11 protein-coding genes and 2 pseudogenes are annotated in these 17,973 nt (G+C 38.5%); 8 read left to right on the top strand and 5 right to left on the bottom strand.

Annotated features, from left to right (window positions below):
* Nucleotides 1-301: 301 nt before the first annotated feature.
* Entirely contained in the window at nucleotides 302-2,464 is a 2,163-nt protein-coding gene (locus ACQFX9_RS10895; protein WP_427162856.1) for a Tex family protein, read from the bottom strand.
* 239 nt (nucleotides 2,465-2,703) lie between these two features.
* Between ACQFX9_RS10895 and ACQFX9_RS10890 the strand changes: the two genes are divergently transcribed.
* Complete coding sequence (locus tag ACQFX9_RS10890; RefSeq protein ID WP_236142445.1) at nucleotides 2,704-2,913, top strand: hypothetical protein; 210 nt, start codon at nucleotides 2,704-2,706, stop codon at nucleotides 2,911-2,913.
* Nucleotides 2,914-3,560: 647 nt separating this feature from the next.
* Complete coding sequence (locus ACQFX9_RS10885) at nucleotides 3,561-4,388, top strand: glycosyltransferase family 2 protein (protein WP_427162014.1); 828 nt, start codon at nucleotides 3,561-3,563, stop codon at nucleotides 4,386-4,388.
* A 32-nt stretch (nucleotides 4,389-4,420) separates the two neighbouring features.
* Here the strand turns inward: ACQFX9_RS10885 and ACQFX9_RS10880 are convergent, their stop codons facing one another.
* Nucleotides 4,421-5,317, bottom strand: coding sequence for a class I SAM-dependent methyltransferase (locus ACQFX9_RS10880; protein ID WP_427162013.1), 897 nt, complete (start codon nucleotides 5,315-5,317; stop codon nucleotides 4,421-4,423).
* A 317-nt stretch (nucleotides 5,318-5,634) separates the two neighbouring features.
* On the opposite strand from ACQFX9_RS10880, the gene ACQFX9_RS10875 reads away from it, so the two are divergent.
* The 3 genes from ACQFX9_RS10875 (at nucleotide 5,635) to ACQFX9_RS10865 (ending at nucleotide 11,133) form a co-directional block, all read left to right on the top strand.
* On the top strand, nucleotides 5,635-6,456 hold the full coding sequence (locus ACQFX9_RS10875; RefSeq protein ID WP_427162012.1) for a 2OG-Fe(II) oxygenase: 822 nt from the start codon (nucleotides 5,635-5,637) through the stop codon (nucleotides 6,454-6,456).
* Nucleotides 6,457-7,241: 785 nt separating this feature from the next.
* On the top strand, nucleotides 7,242-9,815 hold the full coding sequence (locus tag ACQFX9_RS10870) for an exo-alpha-sialidase (RefSeq protein ID WP_427162011.1): 2,574 nt from the start codon (nucleotides 7,242-7,244) through the stop codon (nucleotides 9,813-9,815).
* 268 nt (nucleotides 9,816-10,083) lie between these two features.
* On the top strand, nucleotides 10,084-11,133 hold the full coding sequence (locus ACQFX9_RS10865; RefSeq protein ID WP_427162010.1) for a glycosyltransferase family 4 protein: 1,050 nt from the start codon (nucleotides 10,084-10,086) through the stop codon (nucleotides 11,131-11,133).
* 119 nt (nucleotides 11,134-11,252) lie between these two features.
* Here the strand turns inward: ACQFX9_RS10865 and ACQFX9_RS10860 are convergent.
* The 3 genes and pseudogenes from ACQFX9_RS10860 to ACQFX9_RS10850 all read right to left on the bottom strand — a co-directional run.
* A pseudogene (locus tag ACQFX9_RS10860) lies at nucleotides 11,253-11,538 on the bottom strand (hypothetical protein); the annotation flags it as partial.
* Between the two features lie 192 nt (nucleotides 11,539-11,730).
* A pseudogene (locus ACQFX9_RS10855) lies at nucleotides 11,731-12,048 on the bottom strand (IS4 family transposase); the annotation flags it as partial.
* Between the two features lie 185 nt (nucleotides 12,049-12,233).
* The gene (locus ACQFX9_RS10850) at nucleotides 12,234-13,574 is read right to left on the bottom strand and encodes an oligosaccharide flippase family protein (RefSeq protein WP_427162009.1); all 1,341 of its coding nucleotides are present in this window, start codon (nucleotides 13,572-13,574) and stop codon (nucleotides 12,234-12,236) included.
* Between the two features lie 703 nt (nucleotides 13,575-14,277).
* Here ACQFX9_RS10850 and ACQFX9_RS10845 point away from each other — a divergent pair.
* Genes ACQFX9_RS10845 through ACQFX9_RS10835 form a run of 3 tightly spaced genes read left to right on the top strand, consistent with a single transcriptional unit; the run spans nucleotide 14,278 to nucleotide 17,667 of the window.
* Complete coding sequence (locus ACQFX9_RS10845) at nucleotides 14,278-15,399, top strand: acyltransferase family protein (protein ID WP_427162008.1); 1,122 nt, start codon at nucleotides 14,278-14,280, stop codon at nucleotides 15,397-15,399.
* Entirely contained in the window at nucleotides 15,396-16,421 is a 1,026-nt protein-coding gene (locus ACQFX9_RS10840) for an NAD-dependent epimerase/dehydratase family protein (protein ID WP_427162007.1), read from the top strand. Before ACQFX9_RS10845 ends, ACQFX9_RS10840 begins: the two co-directional genes overlap by 4 nt.
* A 43-nt stretch (nucleotides 16,422-16,464) precedes the next feature.
* Nucleotides 16,465-17,667 (top strand): glycosyltransferase family 4 protein, encoded by a 1,203-nt coding sequence (locus ACQFX9_RS10835; RefSeq protein ID WP_427162006.1) that lies wholly within the window; start codon nucleotides 16,465-16,467, stop codon nucleotides 17,665-17,667.
* Nucleotides 17,668-17,973: the final 306 nt, after the last annotated feature.

The following is a 17,973-nucleotide window of genomic DNA, read 5'->3' as shown; positions in this document are numbered from 1 at the left end:
CTGATAATCTGAAGTGGGTTTCATGAGCAATCTACTGAACAATTAACCCATACCAATTCTCTACGAATTTGCGCTAAATACGCCAAATAGGTTATGTAGAGACGTTGCGTGCAACGTCTCTACAGTACAGAATCAAGTGCATCTTAATCAAGAAACGGTATCATGCTTTGAGGATTGAGAAGTGTCTAAACCCAGAAAATATATGATTTTAGCAACAGTCATACTTCAAGCTGTGTTCCTTATCAGTAAGTTACTAGGCTTGAGGGGAGTAGAGTGGCGCAGTCAATCTAAAATCCAAAATCTAACATTGTTTAACTGCTTTCATAGAAAGACTAATACGCTTTAATTTCTCATTCACTTCTAATACCCGCACTTTTACCACTTGTCCCACTTTGACTACTTTTTTAGGGTCATCAATAAATCTGTCAGCGAGTTGAGAGATATGTACTAAACCATCTTGGTGAACACCAATGTCAACAAATGCGCCAAAGTTGGCGACGTTGGTGATAATTCCCTCTAGTTCCATTCCCTCTTGTAAATCGCCGATTTCTTTAATTCCTTCTTTAAAGGTGGCGTACTTAAATTCTGCACGGGGGTCTCTACCAGGCTTTTCTAATTCTTTCAAAATGTCCCGCAGTGTTGGTTCACCAACTTGCTCATTAACGTATTTCTTTAAATTGGCCTTTTGCAGTTTTTCAGCAATTTGTGTGACTTGATTTAATGGTACATTTAAATCAGAGGCGATCGCCTTCACTACAGGATAACTTTCTGGATGCACGGCTGTATTATCTAAGGGGTTCTCTCCCCCACGAATACGCAAAAATCCAGCCGCTTGTTCAAAGGCTTTCGGGCCTAATTTCGCTACCTTCAATAACTGTTGGCGATTTTTAAATGCTCCATGCTGATTGCGATAAGCCACAATATTATTAGCAATTGTGGGAGTGATACCAGAAACAAAAGTTAATAATTCTTTAGAAGCTGTGTTTAAATCTACGCCAACATAGTTCACACAACTTTCTACAGTCTCATCTAATTTCTTTTTTAATAACTTTTGATCTACATCATGCTGATATTGTCCCACACCAATTGATTTCGGGTCGATTTTGACTAATTCGGCTAAAGGGTCTTGTAACCGCCGACCAATACTAATAGCACCCCTGACTGTAATATCTAAATCAGGAAACTCTTCAATTGCTACTTTACTGGCAGAATATATAGATGCACCAGACTCATTAACTATGACTTTAATAGGTTTCCGGTCTAGTGTTTGTAAGACTTCTATGACAAATTCATCTGTTTCACGAGAAGCTGTCCCATTACCAATAGCTATCAACTCAACTTTGTATTTTTCAATCAAATTTTTGAGAGTTTGTGCAGCTTTGTGGCGTTGTTCAGCCGCTTGATGGGGAAATATCGCCTGATATTCTAAAAATTTACCAGTTTGTTCCAAAATTGCGACTTTACAACCAGTTCTAAATCCAGGATCTATGGCTAAAGTTGGTTTCATTCCCGCAGGTGCAGATAGTAATAATTCCCGTAAATTGGCTTCAAAGGTTTTAATCGATTCTATATCTGCATAGGTTTTCTTTTCCGTCATCACTTCCCCGATAAGGGAATTTTTCATCAAGCGATTAAACGCATCTTTTAACATTGCTTGATAAAAATCCCGAATTCCACGCACTTTAGTTTTAATTTCCTGGGATTCTAGATAGGAGAGAACAAAATCTTCCTCAAAACTAATATCAAAGCTTAATATTCCCTCAGCTTCGCCTCTGCATAAAGCCAACATATTATGAGGCGCGATATTTTTGACTTTAATTTGATAATTCCGGTACATTTCAAATTTAGTCGTACCTTCTGGATAATCATCTTTAATACGGGAGACGAAAACCCCATTTTCTAAGAAATACTCGCGAATATAAGCACGTAAATCCGCTTTTTCTGCTACTTCTTCCGCGAGAATATCAGCCGCCCCTTTTAAAGCTTCATCTGCGGTTTTAATTCCATTAGTTTCCGAAATATATTTTGCGGCTTCTTCTTCCCATGAGGCGGAAATAGGATTTTTGACATTTAAAGCTTTGATAAAATCCGCCAATGGCTGTAAACCTTTCTCTCTGGCGATAGTTGCACGGGTGCGGCGTTTTGGGCGATATGGTAAGTATAAATCCTCAAGTTCTGTTTTTTGTAAGCAAGATGAAATTTTATTTTCTAACTCGGCGGTTAGTTTACCTTGTTCAGCGATCGCTTTTAAAATTACTGACTTTCTTTCCTCTAATTCTGATAAGTAAGTATACCTATCAGCCAATTCCCGCAGTTGGATTTCATTCATTTCTCCAGTACGTTCTTTGCGGTAACGTGCAATGAAGGGAACTGTCGCACCCTCAGCCAAAAGTTCTAGCGCGTTTTCTATCTGTTGAGGTCTTAGTTCTAGTTCAGTGGCCAGTAGATGAGGAATGTTGAGCATTACGTGTTTGAGCAAAAAATAAAGTCCTAGAGGTAATATGCTAAATCGTTGTGCCAGTAACAGCACTGAATGTTAAGCTAATTTACTATAAGTATTTTGTAAACTTCACAAAATACATAGATATTTTAAGTAATGTATTGTAAGCTGATCTGCTAAGTTGTAATATTAACCACAAAGAGAAAAATAACTGTCATAAGTTTTATCAAAACTTCACATATTCGCTGTAGAGGTAAGTAGAAATGCCCTTGTTTTTTTTGATTCCTCTGGCTACAGGTCTAGCAACAGGATACATATCCCAAAAATGCCGCGATGAAACAGGCTACATTATTAGTCTGTTTACAATTCTGAGTCTGATTTTGAGCTTGATTTTAGCACCTTGGCAAATACAACTTTTTCTCCTGATTGCTGTTCTAGTCAGCACCAATAGATTTTTAAAACAAAAAAATTAAGCCTACCTGAGAAAGACTCAAAAACTGCGATCGCTACAAATATAGTCTTTCTCCCACAACTAGTAAAATATACTTAAAACTAAGAATTATCCCTCACTAAAACATAACTTCACTAACTACAACCCAGTGCTTCATCACTTCACACCGCAAACTAAGTAGAACGACGTGAAAAAACCAAACTATGTGAAGTAATGTAAAAAAATTGGAATCTAGTTCGTAGTGAGGACTTTAGTCCTCTAATAAGGACTGAAGTCCTCACTACAAACCTTGAATTATCTACACCGTTCTACTTAACGTCAGTGAAGCACTTCCAATTAAAACTATTGCACCCTTGAAGCTGTGACATCCATAGGCTGCATAATTTCATTTGGCGAGCAAAACTTTCAGTAGTGCTGTTAGCGGTAGCGCGGCGTTTAGCCTGTGCTGAGTGATGAGTGCAACCCCATAATCAAGCGGGGGGATTGAAATCAGGACATATTTTTTCTTGCACTATGGTTTCCAGCCAAAATTCCCCATCTAAAACCCCAAATTGGTTTCAGATCACTTGAGATGGAAATTATACTAACTATGGCTGACTGCTCAGGAGTAATGCTATTTTTTGTAAATCGCTCACAAAACCACTAACTGCATCAGTTATCTAATTCCCTATGCAAACACCAACGACAGAGAATTGGTCTAATCCCGATGGCACCAATGTATCTATGCTAGAGCAAATCACCCCACTCATTCTGACTTATAATGAAACTCCCAATATTGGTCGCACCCTTGATTGCCTGACTTGGGCAAAAAAAATTATAGTTATTGATAGCTACAGCACTGATACAACCCTAGAAATTCTCAAATCCTATCCCCAAGTCCAGGTCTTTCAGCGTGAATTTGATACCCACGGCAAACAATGGAACTACGGTCTAGAACAAGTCCATACTCCTTGGGTACTCTCTTTAGATGCAGATTATCTAGTCACAGATGATTTAATCTCTGAAATTGCCACCTTACCAGTCGATGGACAAATCGATGGCTACTTTGCTCAATTCAAATATTGTGTATTTGGTCAACCTGTTCGCAACACTAGAATTCTTCCTCCCCGTCAAGTCCTGTTTAAAAAAAGCAAAGCCATCTATATTGATGATGGACACACACAAGTCTTACAATTAACCGGACAATCTACCCTACTATCTGCTTATATCTATCACGACGATCGCAAACCCTTCAGTAGATGGCTATGGGCGCAAGAACGCTACACAGTCCTAGAATCTAAAAAAATCTTAGCAACTCCCGTAAACCAATTAGACTGGGTTGACCGTATCCGCAGAAAAAAAGTTTTAGCTCCCTGGATGGTATTTATCTATTGCTTATTCGTTGAAGGTTGGATTTTTGACGGTTGGCGTGGTTGGTATTATGTTTTTCAACGCGTATTAGCAGAAACTATCCTCGCCGTACGGTTGATTGAAGCCGAAAACTTAAAAAATCATTAACAAAATTTTTCCACCCATAATTTTGGTACCAATCAATTGATGCGAGTTGCAACACACATCAACGATAATGCCGCCTCTGGGGAATGAGGGTTTATACCTGATAATCTCTGAGCTACGCGATACTTCCAAAAAGGCTTACCATAATCACCCCGTAATGCAGCTGCACCCACCTGATGATTATGAGGATAAACCTTAACCGCAAAACCCATAGGTTCTAGCATTTCGTAAAACATTTTTGATGTCACACCATCACAAGCTTTGTGGTGTACTTCTGTTGCTAAACCCCAAGATTGTTCCTCAGCAGTAGAATGTCCGCCTCGTTTCATATATCGATAAATTGGCAAGCGCAATTGCCACAATAATGACCCTAAACCTTTAAACTGATAAGCACTCTTTTGCGGATCATGATCTGTAATTAAAAGTCCACCAGGCTTGACTAACTTAGCTGCTTCTTTCAACACCTGAGACATATCATCGCAATGGTGTAAACACGCATTTACAACCACAATATCAGCAAACCCAGACTTGAATGGTAAATTGTGAGCATCCGCCAAAATAGCCGTATATCCCAGTTTAGAAGCTGTTTTCAAAGCCCCCAAAGAAACATCTACACCAAGTAATAACTCCGGTTCACCACAAAACTCTTTTAAAGACGCATAGACATTTCCAGGGCCACAACCAATATCCACAACTATTTTGCCCTGCCAACTACCAATTACTTCTCTCCACAGTTCAATAAACTTTTCATCTCTGTGACACGCTTCAAAGTAATTTAAACCCCATTCTGGATGCCCAAAATAGTAGCTGTTAGCCTGAATTGCCGGAGTTGGGTTGAAAATTTTGCAAACAACAACATCTTCATCACATCTTTCGATTTCTTCTGGATGGGCAAAATACTGAAAATAGTTTTTAATTGCTTGCGTCAACATAAAGTCTCTGTCTACCTAACGGTATGTTTACTTAATTTATCTGTTGCCAACACGAATATACCAAATTGTTTTTGCAATTACCCATGCTTTATTGAAAATAAACAAGAATTTTATGTATAATCGTAGTTGACATTTGCCTCCAACTATGTGTTTACACAAAAAACACAAATTTAGTTAATAATTTCATAAAGTAAATACCTCTATTGGTAGATTGAATTATTGCATTATTCATAATTCACAGTTTTGTCAAAATCAAAAATAAAATAGTTAATCGAATTACATTTAAATCCTCTAAATCCTCTAAATATAGAACAAAAATGATACAAAACCAAGATTTACGCAACTATTACGCCGAGCAAATTCTAAATAAGCTTGCAACATATCAATCCGTCTTAAAAGCAGAATTTGTCATTCCTGACAGGATAAATAGTTGCCATATAGACAATTTATTAAATGAAAATGATGTTCTGGATATCTACAAAGCTTTTCCTAATAAAGAGGAATTATTGCAGCTAAAAGATATCAGAGAACATAAATATGTAGGCATCCAGTTGAATAAATACAACCCAATTCTAGAAGAAATCATTTATGCCTTTCAGGATAAGAGAATTGTAGATTTAATTGCAGACATCACAGGCTTTGAAAAACTCATGGCGGATGAATATCTTTATGCTGCCGGTTTTAGCCTGATGGAATACGGTTGCTTTCTCAATCCTCATTTGGATAATTCCCATGATAAAGATATTAAAAACTATCGAGTTCTGAACTTACTATATTATGTAACTCCAGATTGGCAAGAAAGTTATGGTGGTAACTTAGAACTTTGGGATCGAGGGTTAAAACAACCTGCTAGAACTATCCACAGTAAATTTAATCGCCTAGTAATTATGGTGACAAATCAGACTTCTTTACACTCTGTAAGTCCCATTAATCATCATGGCCGGCGTTGTTGTGTATCTAACTATTACTTTTCACCAACCCCAGCCACACCAGAAAAATATTATCACGTCACTTCTTTTCGGGGTCGTCCAGAACAACAACTCAGAGATGTCATCTTACGAGGAGACGCTACTTTACGGAATATGGTGCGAAAGATTTTTAAAAATAAACTCAAAAAACCTCACTTCTACAGAAAATAACTCCGACTGCTATAAAACCAGAGTCGTATTGAATGTATAAAATAATACTGTTTTATTTACGTGTTCGCTGTCACAGATATCTATATTGATGAAATTGAGAAGAGTTCACATAAGCTATCTGTCAAGAGCAAATGTACTTCCTATCCCTACTGCTAGCCTATTTCGGGAAAGAATACATCATTAATTCTAATTTTCTTTAGATTTTCTTTAGATTATCTTTATATTTTATTCACAAATGAGCTATTATTGTTATGCCAAAACAGCTGCAATGTGTTGAGTAGCATTGTGAATGATTTCGACAAAAGGATTTATGACTTCCTAGAGTCCAATCATCAAGCTGTCAAATGCCAAAACCTCAGTTGCTGAAAAAGCAAAATCATTTTAGTTTGGACTTGTGCCGCAGCCAATGAGTACCTGTTTAATCAAAAAGCGTCAAAACTTAAATTTATCTCGTTATTAAGCTTTCATAAGTATTAATACGCTGATAAATTAGTAAATTAGTCTTCTTTCTCATACGTAATAATGTCAGTTGACATCTATTTTTGTAAGTGTATTAGTAGATTAAAGACAACAATTTGATTAACAAGTTACTCAGTAGTAGATACTTCTTTATCTGGTCTTTATTTAAGACCAAAACCATACACAGACATAATCCTTTCCAACTTTATATTTCTTTTATATGGAAGTTAGAGTTGGATTAAAACTTTACAAGTCAAAACTTAGTAAAGATTGCTGAATATAAGCCAAATGACAGCTTAAATTTATAAGCTATTTGGCTTGATTCTGTGCTGTTTGTTGAACAGATTTCCCTATTTTCCAGTCCCTTACAACTCGTGCTAGAAAACATGAATATTCGTCACCAGCTAGGTTTAGCACTTTCCAGAAGAAAGTTTCAACGCCTACTTTTGTATGGATTAACAGGATTAACAGTATCAATTTTATCAAGTTCTACATTTAGCCCTGTAGTATGCGCGCAATCAGTCGCATCGTCCTTATTTAGTTGGAAGAATGTGAATATTCAGGGCATGGGGTATGTAACTGGTTTGGTCATCTCGCCGTTATCACCCTATGATGTCTACATTCGTACAGATGTTGGTGGTCTCTATCGATTTGACTTTGCCAACAATAGATGGCTCCCTTTAATGGATAAGTTTGATTCCAACTTTGCGGGAGGCGGAATTGGAGTAGAAAGTATCGCCATTGATCCCAAAAACTCAAAAAGGGTCTATGCAGTGGTTAATCGGAGCAATTCGACATACCAAGAATATGGCATGACGAAATATAAGTTTTCTGGGGAGGTGATGGTTTCCAATGATAGAGGGGCTACTTGGCAAGCAACTGGTTTAGGTAACCAAAATGTGTACGTGGGACCTAACCAAGACTACCGTACAGATACAGGTGAGAGGTTAGCAGTTGACCCCAACAATTCAGGCGTAATTTATTTTGCTTCTCGCAGAAATGGCCTTTGGAAAAAAACCTCTTCAACAACATGGACTCAAGTATCAGGCGGACTACCTGCTCCTAGTAGCCTACCAAAATATAAAAATGCTGATGGTTCTGACAACCCTAACATTCCAGGTTTTACTTTTGTAGCAGTTGACAAAACTAGTGGTACATCAACTCAATCCAGCCAAAAAATTTATGTGGGAGTTCATGGCAGTGGTGTTTGGTGCAGCACTAACGGTGGTTTATCTTGGGCTAATATTGGTGGGGGTCAAAACCCAGGACGTGGCGTAGTTGCCTCTGATGGAACTTTGTATGTCAGTTCAACTAATTGGGAGACTGGTGCAGGTTCAGTGCAGAAATATAAAAGCGGTACATGGACTAATATCAGTCCTGATGGAACTGGCAGGACTTATGCTGCTGTGACGGTGCAAAAAGGTCAACCAAACACAGTCATGGCGATTTCAGATCGATATATCTATCGCTCGATGAATGGTGGCAGTAGTTGGAGTAAACAGACTCTATACATGGGTGCTTATGACGCTAATTATCCCCAAGATCCTGTGAATTCCTCTGCACCTCCTTACTATCAGTCATATTCTGCCACTGCCGCATCTGTAGCAGTGATTGATCCTAGTAATCCCAAACAAGTTTGGTGGGCAAACGGCTGGGGTGTAGCAAGAACGGATGATGTAACAGTTCCTAATCCAACCTATAAATGGTTGATGAATAATTTAGAAGAACTGGATGCTAACATGGTGCGTGTTCCTCCCAAGCCCAAAACATTGGGAGGAGCAGATTTACTGAGTGCTGTACAAGATATGATTGGCTTTCGCCACGTAGACCGCAACCAAGTGCCAACTGCCCACTTCAATCCCGTTAACATTCCTATAAATCCGGCATATAAGTGGGCAAATCCTGATTGGACGGTTTATCCTACACCGTTTCCACACGTTGCTGGGGCTACGGGGTTGGATTACTCTTATAAAAATCCTGACTACGCAGCATTTGTGGGTTTCCACCAATGGCAGGGTTATTGGCCAATTCACGCTATAACTCAAGATAACGGTAAAACTTGGAGAGCATTTGATTCTGTTCCTTCAGAGATGTTGTGGAAATGGGACAAATCCGGTCAAGAATTGGTCATGCCTAGTGGTGGACAAATTGCGATGTCTCCTACAAATCCGCAAAACATGGTTTGGGCCCCTACCTGGGGAACTTGGCCTCACTACACTACGGATGGAGGAAAAACTTGGAAATTAACCTACAACGTAGATCATCCACTGCCACCCGTGCCTTATGATCCTCAAAATAACGACCATACACATTACACAGCACTACCAAAGGGTTGGCCTAACAGTATTTCACCTTGGTTAAGCACTTATATACTGGCAGCAGACCGCCAAGACCCACAAGGGAAGACATTCTATTACTACGATGGCTGGACTTTTTATTACAGTACAGATGGTGGTGCTAACTGGAGAAAAGGTGCAAGTGGAAATCTTCCTTCATGGAAAATTCGTCCAACAATAGTTTCAAATCCCACAAAAACGGGTGATGTCTGGATGAGTTTTGCTCGTAACCCAGAAGAAGCTAGTGGTAATAAACTTTACCGCTCTACGGACGGCGGCAAGACTTTTGCGACAATCCCGTCAGTAGATAGTTGTGAGTACATAACTTTTGGTAAAGGTTCTTCTGACACTAATCCCTACATCTACATATTCGGTCGTGTCGGTGGTGCGACTAAAGACACTATGTACAAATCTGAAAATATGGGACAAAATTGGATTCAGATTAGCGATCCAAATGTGTTGCAATTCCCTGGAATTACTCATATGGAAGGGGATATGCGAGCAACTAATCTGGTTTATGTGTCGATATCAGGCCGAGGTATCTTCTTCGGAGAAGGTCTGTAAAGAAGAAGTCAAACCTTTTTCACCAGAGCAGGGTATTCAAATTTGCCAAACATTCACATAAATAACCAATAGAATGAAATACTGAAGCTCAGGAGAAATTTGAAGATTTCTCCTGAGCTTCAGTACTTTGTGGTGATAGCCAATTTTTTGTTCGCTGAGTTGCTATTTTCTCTATAAATTCATAAAAAATAGTTGCTATCTTATCACCTTTAGCCCAGAATATTCTGTGGATATATCAGTATTAGTGCGATTAAACAGCAAAAACACTATGAATTACCATATTGTCCTACCGCGTGTAGTAAATCTAACACAAATTGCTAAGGATGCTGAATGCCATAAATGTCCCCGACATTCAATGTGGCTTCTATGTCAAGAATTGAATGCTACTATTCATGAACCCAAAGACTTATCTACAAACTTATATGACCAAATAAATTCTAAGTTGATAGGCTCACCTGAGCTTTGGTCCTTAGCAAGAAATTTAGCCTCTCAAGTTAATTCAGATGATTGTATTTTTTGTTTGGCTGAAGCTGGCGGGTTACAAGTTGCAGCTGTCTGTGGCGCAAAGCCAAATCGTCCCAAAATTTGTATGTTTGTACATAATCTTGACCGTCCTAGAGGACGTTTGTCCCTAAAACTATGGCGAGTTGCCGAACGAGTTGATCTTTTTCTAGTTTGTTCTCAGCAACAATTTGAATTTCTCACTCAATATTTGAATTTACCTAGTTCTAAAGTAAAGTTTATTTGGGATCAAACAGATATTAAGTTTTTTACCCCAGGATTATCTTCGCCTAACAAACCTCGTCCATTAATCGTCAGTGTAGGGTTGGAACAACGCGACTACCGCACCCTAGCAGCAGCGACAGGAAATTTAAATGTTGATGTAAGAATTAGTGGTTTTTCTCAGGATGCTGCTGTGCTGGCTAAGACTTTTCCTGAAAATATCCCAGCGAATATGTCCCGTCGATTCTATTCGTGGACTGAGCTATTACAACTTTACCGAGATGCAGATGTTGTCGTAGTTAGTTTAAAGGAAAATAAATATGCAGCAGGAGTTCAATCTCTAATGGAAGCAATGGCTTGTCAGCGTCCGGTGGTGGTAACTGCCACAACAGGACTACAACACTATCTGCAATCTGATGTTGTCACGTGTATTAAACCAGGAGACATTGAACAGATGCAACAAGCCATTGTTCACATACTGAAGTACCCGGAAAAAGCAGATGAAAATGCTCAGCGTGGATATCAACTAGCTCAAGAGCGACACAACATTGATAACTTTGTGGCGGAAATGACACATTACTTAAAATCGCTTTAGCATTTTTACTTACTTAAGGTTTTTCCTTCTGACATTACAGTATAAAGATGTAAATTGCATTAGTGAAAACAGTGAGTATTGGTCACATTAGTTTACTTCTATACAATACCTTAGCCAATTTACGAGGGTTCAATGCCTGTAGAAATGGGATGAATACGTCCCAAAGAAGTAAGCTTGGCAAAAATTTGAGCTAATAAAATCGGCTCAGGTTTTTCGGGAAGCATTTTTAAAATTTTATGAATATATCGAAACCCACGGTAATAAGAGCTGATTCGTAAAGAAAATCTAAAGAGAACAGAGTCTCAGTATATTTGAGTTGTAGGCTAAATCGAGAACAATAATGCCAGAAGAAGGATTATGTTTACGAAAATCAGAGATAAGATGATGAGATAAATTAACCATAAAACAAATTCGCAATTCGCAATTCGCAATTAATTCAGCCACCCACAAGGGGTGGGGTTTTTACTTAACTTGGGAAACAAGGATTTTTTCTCTGACGAGACTCTAACGCGAACGCCCACCAGGGGCGAGGGTTTAAACCTAACTTTTTCCAATAACCCATTAATGGGTTTACTGGTCAGGCTCATTGGTCACAAGTTAAGGTTGTGATGCAGTTGTCAAGGGGATTTGAGAAAATGGCTGAAAGAAAAACTCTGGTGTGCCTCGTTGTTTATCAGGGAAGGGTGCAACGATGAGCTTCATATTTGGTTTTCGTTGCCGTTTAACAATACTTAAATCTTGATTTTCTGGAGCAGCGAAATACTTGATAGGGTCAGTTGCCTTACCTTGTTGATGAGCGACATAAAAATGATAAAGACCGCGATAAATCATTTCCAAAGAAATGGAGTCGAAAGGTAGAGAAAGTTCATCGGCGACAGCATCACCTAAATCAACCAACACAGCATAAAATAACCAAGCAGGCATTGCAGGAGTGATAAGATATCGGGCATGGGCGAGTAGTGGTTTTTGAGTTGTCGTTGTGAGAGACGATAACTCTACTACGAAACGCCCTACCTCTTCATATTCTTAATTTTGGCAACGGTATTGTCTATACAGACACAATTTCACAATTTAGCTCAACAAACCCTTGCTCAATGTTTCTACAGAATTTCACGAATTGGTAATCCGAAACCCAAATAACTCCTGATGATCAAAAATAAACTTAACACTCCTATAAAAAAAGCCGTCATTTGAATATCCTGAACTATGCAAGATATTTTTTCTCGCTCTAAACCATATAGGTTTACTATGTATAGGGGCAAATCACTAACGGCAATGACGACAATTGCCCCTACTACGCCAGCATGAAAAAATCCTAAAGGTAATCCTAGACCAATCACTAAAAACCCAGCTAAATTACTTTGGGCAGAATAAAAAGATTTTCCTAACGCTAGTAGAGCAGGACTAGTTGTATAGAATAAAACAGAAATCCAAATACCACAACACAAAATTGGCATCATCCAAGTGGCCTCTTTATACCTAGAGTCATAAAGTAATTGGATGACTAAATCACCAGTAGTTACTAAAGTCGCTAATAAAAATACAAATCCCATTAATATAAATTGACGCTGATAAAGGATTTTACTTCTAAGATTCGTTCGAGGCAGATCAATTTGACTAGAAATTGCCGGAAAAATAACTCTATGACTCACAATTTTAATAATTTCGCGAGGTATACCTGCCAGGGTATAAGCTATTGTATAAACACCTAATAGTTGTAAAGAAAGTAGCTTAGCCAGAATCATACGATCAGCTTGTTCATTGAGAAATGTCATACCTGATGCTAAGAACATCCATTTCCCAAAAGACAAGATTTCTTTAATTGATTCTTGGTTCCACGCGAAGCGATTCGAAACTTTTGGTATGATCAGGTAACTACCTATTGTTCTATACAAAGATCCCATCACAACCCCAATCGCTAAAGCTAAGATGCTTGGATACAAATAAGCCAAGGCAACTATGGTGAAAATCACCAATATTTGTATGGTGACACCAAATAGAGTGAGTTTCCTTAAGTCTATATGTCGCTGAAGAGTATCTAGGCTAGTACAGCAAAATCCATCAATAACTGAGGAAACACCTACTATGGGAATTAACCACAAAAGACGGTCATCTTGATAAAAATGGGCCATAGGCCAAGTGAGCAATAGACAAAATAGCCAGAGGACAAAACCACGAATTATTCCCAATGTCCAAACTGTATTCAGAAATAATTGTTCATCTCCACGTTTGCTATTGATAATGACTTGGGAAATACCAATATCAGAAAATAACTCAATACCAACTCTCAAAGTGTTGGCTATGGCCATCAACCCAAAATATTCTGGTACTAAGAGGCGTGTTAATATTAAGTTACTGCCAAAACGTAAGATTTGACTAGTTCCATACCCTGCAACTGTCCAAAGTGTTCCCCTAATAATTAAATTTTTTAAAGATGCCATATTTATATTCAGAATTTACTAAATACGAAACGGATATCAAGAAACATTAAATGAATTAAATGTTAACTTATGATGTCAGTAGCATGGGAATTAATTCAAATATTCCAATTTTTTTGACTTAAAGTATGAAACAAAATCAGTGACTTTTATAGATACATTAGTTGTTATAATACCTGATATGTAAGTAAATCTGTATAGGATGCAAATAACATATCACATTTTGTCCTCTCCAGATAGGAAGAATGATGAAAATATTAGTCAAAGTCTTGATGAAACTCCTATCGGCTTTTAAAAGCAGATATTCTGTTCAGTCTCACACCCTTTAGCTTGCGGGGAATGACTACTTCAATAAATCTTCATAAGTAATTTAATGAACTTTATAAAATATCAAAACATTACGTTATTTTGATCGTGTAAATTGACTAGGTATGTCTTAAATAATTTCCAGATTGGAATCAACAATCATTCTTAACCTGAACAGTGGGATATAGTTGCATCCAAACTGCCCCGATTTATCAGGACACACAGTAGGATACTGACCCAATCTGTAGTCTGTAGGTCTGAATTTACTATCATTGTTCCCAGTTATGTGTCTCTATTTGAGACGACTTGCTACATAATTTCCGATGATTAGATTCGGAATCAGTAATTAGAGAAACTAACATCTTGATTGAAGCATAGATAGAGAATTATCTATAAGCAAATGAATGAGTTATCACTAAACAATTCTCCTCCTAAAATTAAAACCCACTTTAGCTTCCTAGATTCTTTGCGAGGTATTGCTGCTTTTTGGGTTCTCTTTTATCACACCAATAGCAACGGTCGTTTAATTAAATTAGAGGAAATTCTGCCTGATTGGTTGTCGACCGTAATTTTTAAGTGGGGTAGCCTGGGTGTAAGTATATTTTTTGTCCTCAGTGGTTTTGTTATTGCTCACTCTCTACGTGAAGCTAAAGTTAATTTTAACTACTTGCAACGCTTCACTTTACGTCGCTTCGCTCGACTAAGTCCGCCCTATTATGTATCAATTCTGATTGCCCTCGCTTTCGCACTCATATCATCTTATGTCAAGGGCAACGTATTCGCACCTATGGGTCAACATCTTTCTGTCGAGAGGTTGTTAACCCACTTGTTCTATGCACAAAGTTTTTTTGGATTCCGAAATATTGATGATGTTTATTGGACATTGTGTTTAGAAGTGCAATTTTATCTAGTTTTCTCCATACTCCTTGGTTTATCACAATGGCTAGAGCGTAGATTTTACATTGAATATACACTAGCGATGGTATTTGTCCCTGCGGCGTTCATTGCAGTCCTCTATCCTCTAAATATATTGGGTGATGGTGCTAGACCTATCACTTTTTTACCTTTATGGTATGGGTTTTTACTAGGAGTATTTGCTTACTGGTCTTGGCAGTGTAAATTGAAGAATATCCTATTCTATGGGTACGCAACAATATTGCTGGTAGCAGGAATAGTTAATTCTTCGTCGTTTGCGATCGCTTGTGTCATAACTGCCATAACTATCTTAGAAGTCGCTAAAGCCAACTGTTTAGAAACTTGGTTAAATTGGCGATGTCTGCAATTTTTGGGTAAGATTTCTTACAGCTTATACCTAACTCATGTCCCTTTATTGGGTGCAGTGATTTTCATAGTTGATAAACTGTTCCACCAAAGTTTAGTAAGTGATTTACTGAGTCTGGTACTAGGAAGTATTAGTTGTGTTGGCTTCGCAGCAATTATGTGGCAACTAGTGGAGAAACCCTCTATCAAATTAAGCCAGAACATCAAACTAGTAAACAGTAGGGAGATCATGAAAGCGTGAAGATACTGGTGACGGGTGCATCAGGATTTTTAGGACAGTATGTTGTAGCTGCGGCATTGAGTCAAGGATATCAAGTACGTGCTGCAGTCAGACCTTCTACGGCTCAAAATCTTCTACCTTGGTACAATCATCCAGCAGTCGAAGTAATGAAAATAGACTTGCGAACATCTGATTTACTATCAGTAGCTTTACAAGGTATTGATGTGGTCATACATTTAGCAGCAGCAAAGCAAGGTGACTTTGATACACAATATGCTGATACAGTTGTTGCAACTGAGAACTTGTTGCAAGCAATGGTAGTAAATAGAGTGTTAAGGCTAGTAGCAATTAGCACTTTCTCGGTGTTTGATTATTTTCACATCCCGACTGGCGCAACAATTGATGAAGAATCAATAACGGTGCAACAACCTCAGCACCGTGATGTCTACGCTCAAGTCAAGCTACTGCAAGAAAATTTGTTTCGGAGATTTGAACAGCAAGACTGTGGAAAAGTAACTATTATTCGTCCGGGAATGATTTATGGGCGAGACAATCTATGGAATGCTTGTTTAGGAGTGAAAGTGAGTGATCGCTTATGGATTAGGATTGGCGATCATGCCCAGATGCCTTTGACTTACGTGGAAAATTGTGCAGATTCAATTGTCAAAGCTGTAGAGTGTGATCAGGCAATTGGTAAGACTTTAAACATTGTAGATAATGATTTGCCAAATCAACGCGTCTATGCCGAAAAAATTGCTCAATTTATGACGCGATCGCCATATACAATTACCATTAGTTGGACAGTTATGTGTCTGGTAGCTCAGTTCGCCTGGCAGTGTAATCGGTTACTCTTAGCAAATAAAATCAAACTACCGGGACTGTTTGTCCCAGCTAGATTACACGCCCGCTTTAAACCATTAAGTTACAGTAACGTTTATGCCCAACAGGTGCTAAAGTGGCAGCCGAAATATTCACTAGATGCTGCCTTAGAGCGTAGTTGTAGTGACATTAACCTGTTAACCGAGCAGCATCAACTCACTTGAGTAACCTTGATATTCCCTCATTTAAAAAATCATCATTCAATCTATGCGTATTGCCTATCTAACAGGAGAGTACCCCAGGGCAACAGATACCTTTATTCAACGTGAAGTAGCTACTCTACGTGAATTGGGTGTAGATATACACACATTTTCTGTACGTCGTACGGGTGATGAGCATATAGTTGGGTTAGAACAGCAAGCAGAGCGTAATAACACCTTTTACATTCTGCCTGTGAATCCCATTAGTCTGTTATCGACCCATAGTCAGCTGTTGTTCAGTTCACCAATGAGATATTTCCAAGCTCTAAGACTAGCGTGGAAAACACGACAACATGGTTTACGCGGTACAGTTTATCAATTATTCTACTTTCTGGAAGCAGGAATTTTAGCGGAGCAAATTCGCCAACGCCAGCTGATCCATTTACATAACCACTTTGGAGATTCTAGTTGTACTGTCTCCATGCTAGCTGCTGCATTGGGAGGCTTTACCTATAGCTTCACAATGCACGGACCTTACATTTTTTTTGAACCGCATCGCTGGCGCATTGATGAAAAAATCAACAGAGCCTTATTTGTAGCTTGTATTAGCCATTACTGCCGGAGTCAAGGGATGATTTTTGCATCTACGGAGCAATGGCAACGAATGCACATTATCCATTGTGGTGTAGACTCTGGCTTATTTGAGATTGTTACCCATCAAGAGTCTAGTCAAAGATTGCTTTATGTAGGGCGATTAGCAGTAGTCAAAGGCTTACCTATTCTGTTGGAAAGCGTAGCCATTTTAAAGCGATCGCACCCCAAAATTTTACTAACTGTTGTTGGTGATGGACCTGATCGCGCACAGTTAGCACAAATGGTAAAACAACTGGAATTAGATGGAAACGTCAAATTTGTGGGCTATCAATCCCAAACGGAAGTACGCCAACACATGCAGCAAACAGACATATTCGTCATGTCTAGTTTTGCCGAAGGTGTGCCAGTCGTATTGATGGAAGCAATGGCAGCTGGTGTACCTGTCGTAGCTACACAAATTGCTGGAGTGAGTGAGTTAGTTGAGAATGGTGTGAGTGGCTATCTTGTCCCACCAGGAGATACAGCTTCTTTAGCTGACCGCATCGAAAAATTGTTAAATGATGTTCAACTACGAATAGTCTTTGGCAAAGCTGGTCGAGCAAAAGTAGAAAAGGAGTTTAACATTTATTATGAAGTTGCACGTCTGCACAGTGTAATGAAAAACTATCTCAGCTAATCAGCATTTAAGCGGCAGTATCCCTCTTTTCCCATACTTGGAGAACTCTTTACCCAAATTTTCTTGATTTGGACCATTTCGCGAAAATCCTGATACAAATAAAGCAGATAAAATAAAATCCCACCTGGCAATAGATTTAACTTGAGAAGCTGTCAACTTATCTAGTTGCTTTCATACAGCTTCTCATTATTCATCTAAGGTTTTAAAACATTCTCATTTCAAAGTCTTTTTGATATCTTTCCATAAGACAAGGGAGTCTTGCTGGAAATAATCCCCATGAACAAATTGAGGAGCCACTGTGGTCTT

The sequence above is a fragment of the Aliinostoc sp. HNIBRCY26 genome, from assembly GCF_050235535.1.
Lineage (GTDB): Bacteria > Cyanobacteriota > Cyanobacteriia > Cyanobacteriales > Nostocaceae > Trichormus.
Note: the sequence above shows the minus strand (reverse complement) of the source record. Positions and strands in the feature narration are given on the sequence as shown.

Bases quoted from the DNA above. Each gene is read 5' to 3' on its own strand.
- ACQFX9_RS10895 (WP_427162856.1), bottom strand. From the start codon at position 2,464: ATGCTCAACATTCCTCATCTACTGGCCACTGAACTAGAACTAAGACCT.
- ACQFX9_RS10890 (WP_236142445.1), top strand. From the start codon at position 2,704: ATGCCCTTGTTTTTTTTGATTCCTCTGGCTACAGGTCTAGCAACAGGA.
- ACQFX9_RS10885 (WP_427162014.1), top strand. From the start codon at position 3,561: ATGCAAACACCAACGACAGAGAATTGGTCTAATCCCGATGGCACCAAT.
- ACQFX9_RS10880 (WP_427162013.1), bottom strand. From the start codon at position 5,317: ATGTTGACGCAAGCAATTAAAAACTATTTTCAGTATTTTGCCCATCCA.
- ACQFX9_RS10875 (WP_427162012.1), top strand. From the start codon at position 5,635: ATGATACAAAACCAAGATTTACGCAACTATTACGCCGAGCAAATTCTA.
- ACQFX9_RS10865 (WP_427162010.1), top strand. From the start codon at position 10,084: ATGAATTACCATATTGTCCTACCGCGTGTAGTAAATCTAACACAAATT.
- ACQFX9_RS10850 (WP_427162009.1), bottom strand. From the start codon at position 13,574: ATGGCATCTTTAAAAAATTTAATTATTAGGGGAACACTTTGGACAGTT.
- ACQFX9_RS10845 (WP_427162008.1), top strand. From the start codon at position 14,278: ATGAATGAGTTATCACTAAACAATTCTCCTCCTAAAATTAAAACCCAC.
- ACQFX9_RS10835 (WP_427162006.1), top strand. From the start codon at position 16,465: ATGCGTATTGCCTATCTAACAGGAGAGTACCCCAGGGCAACAGATACC.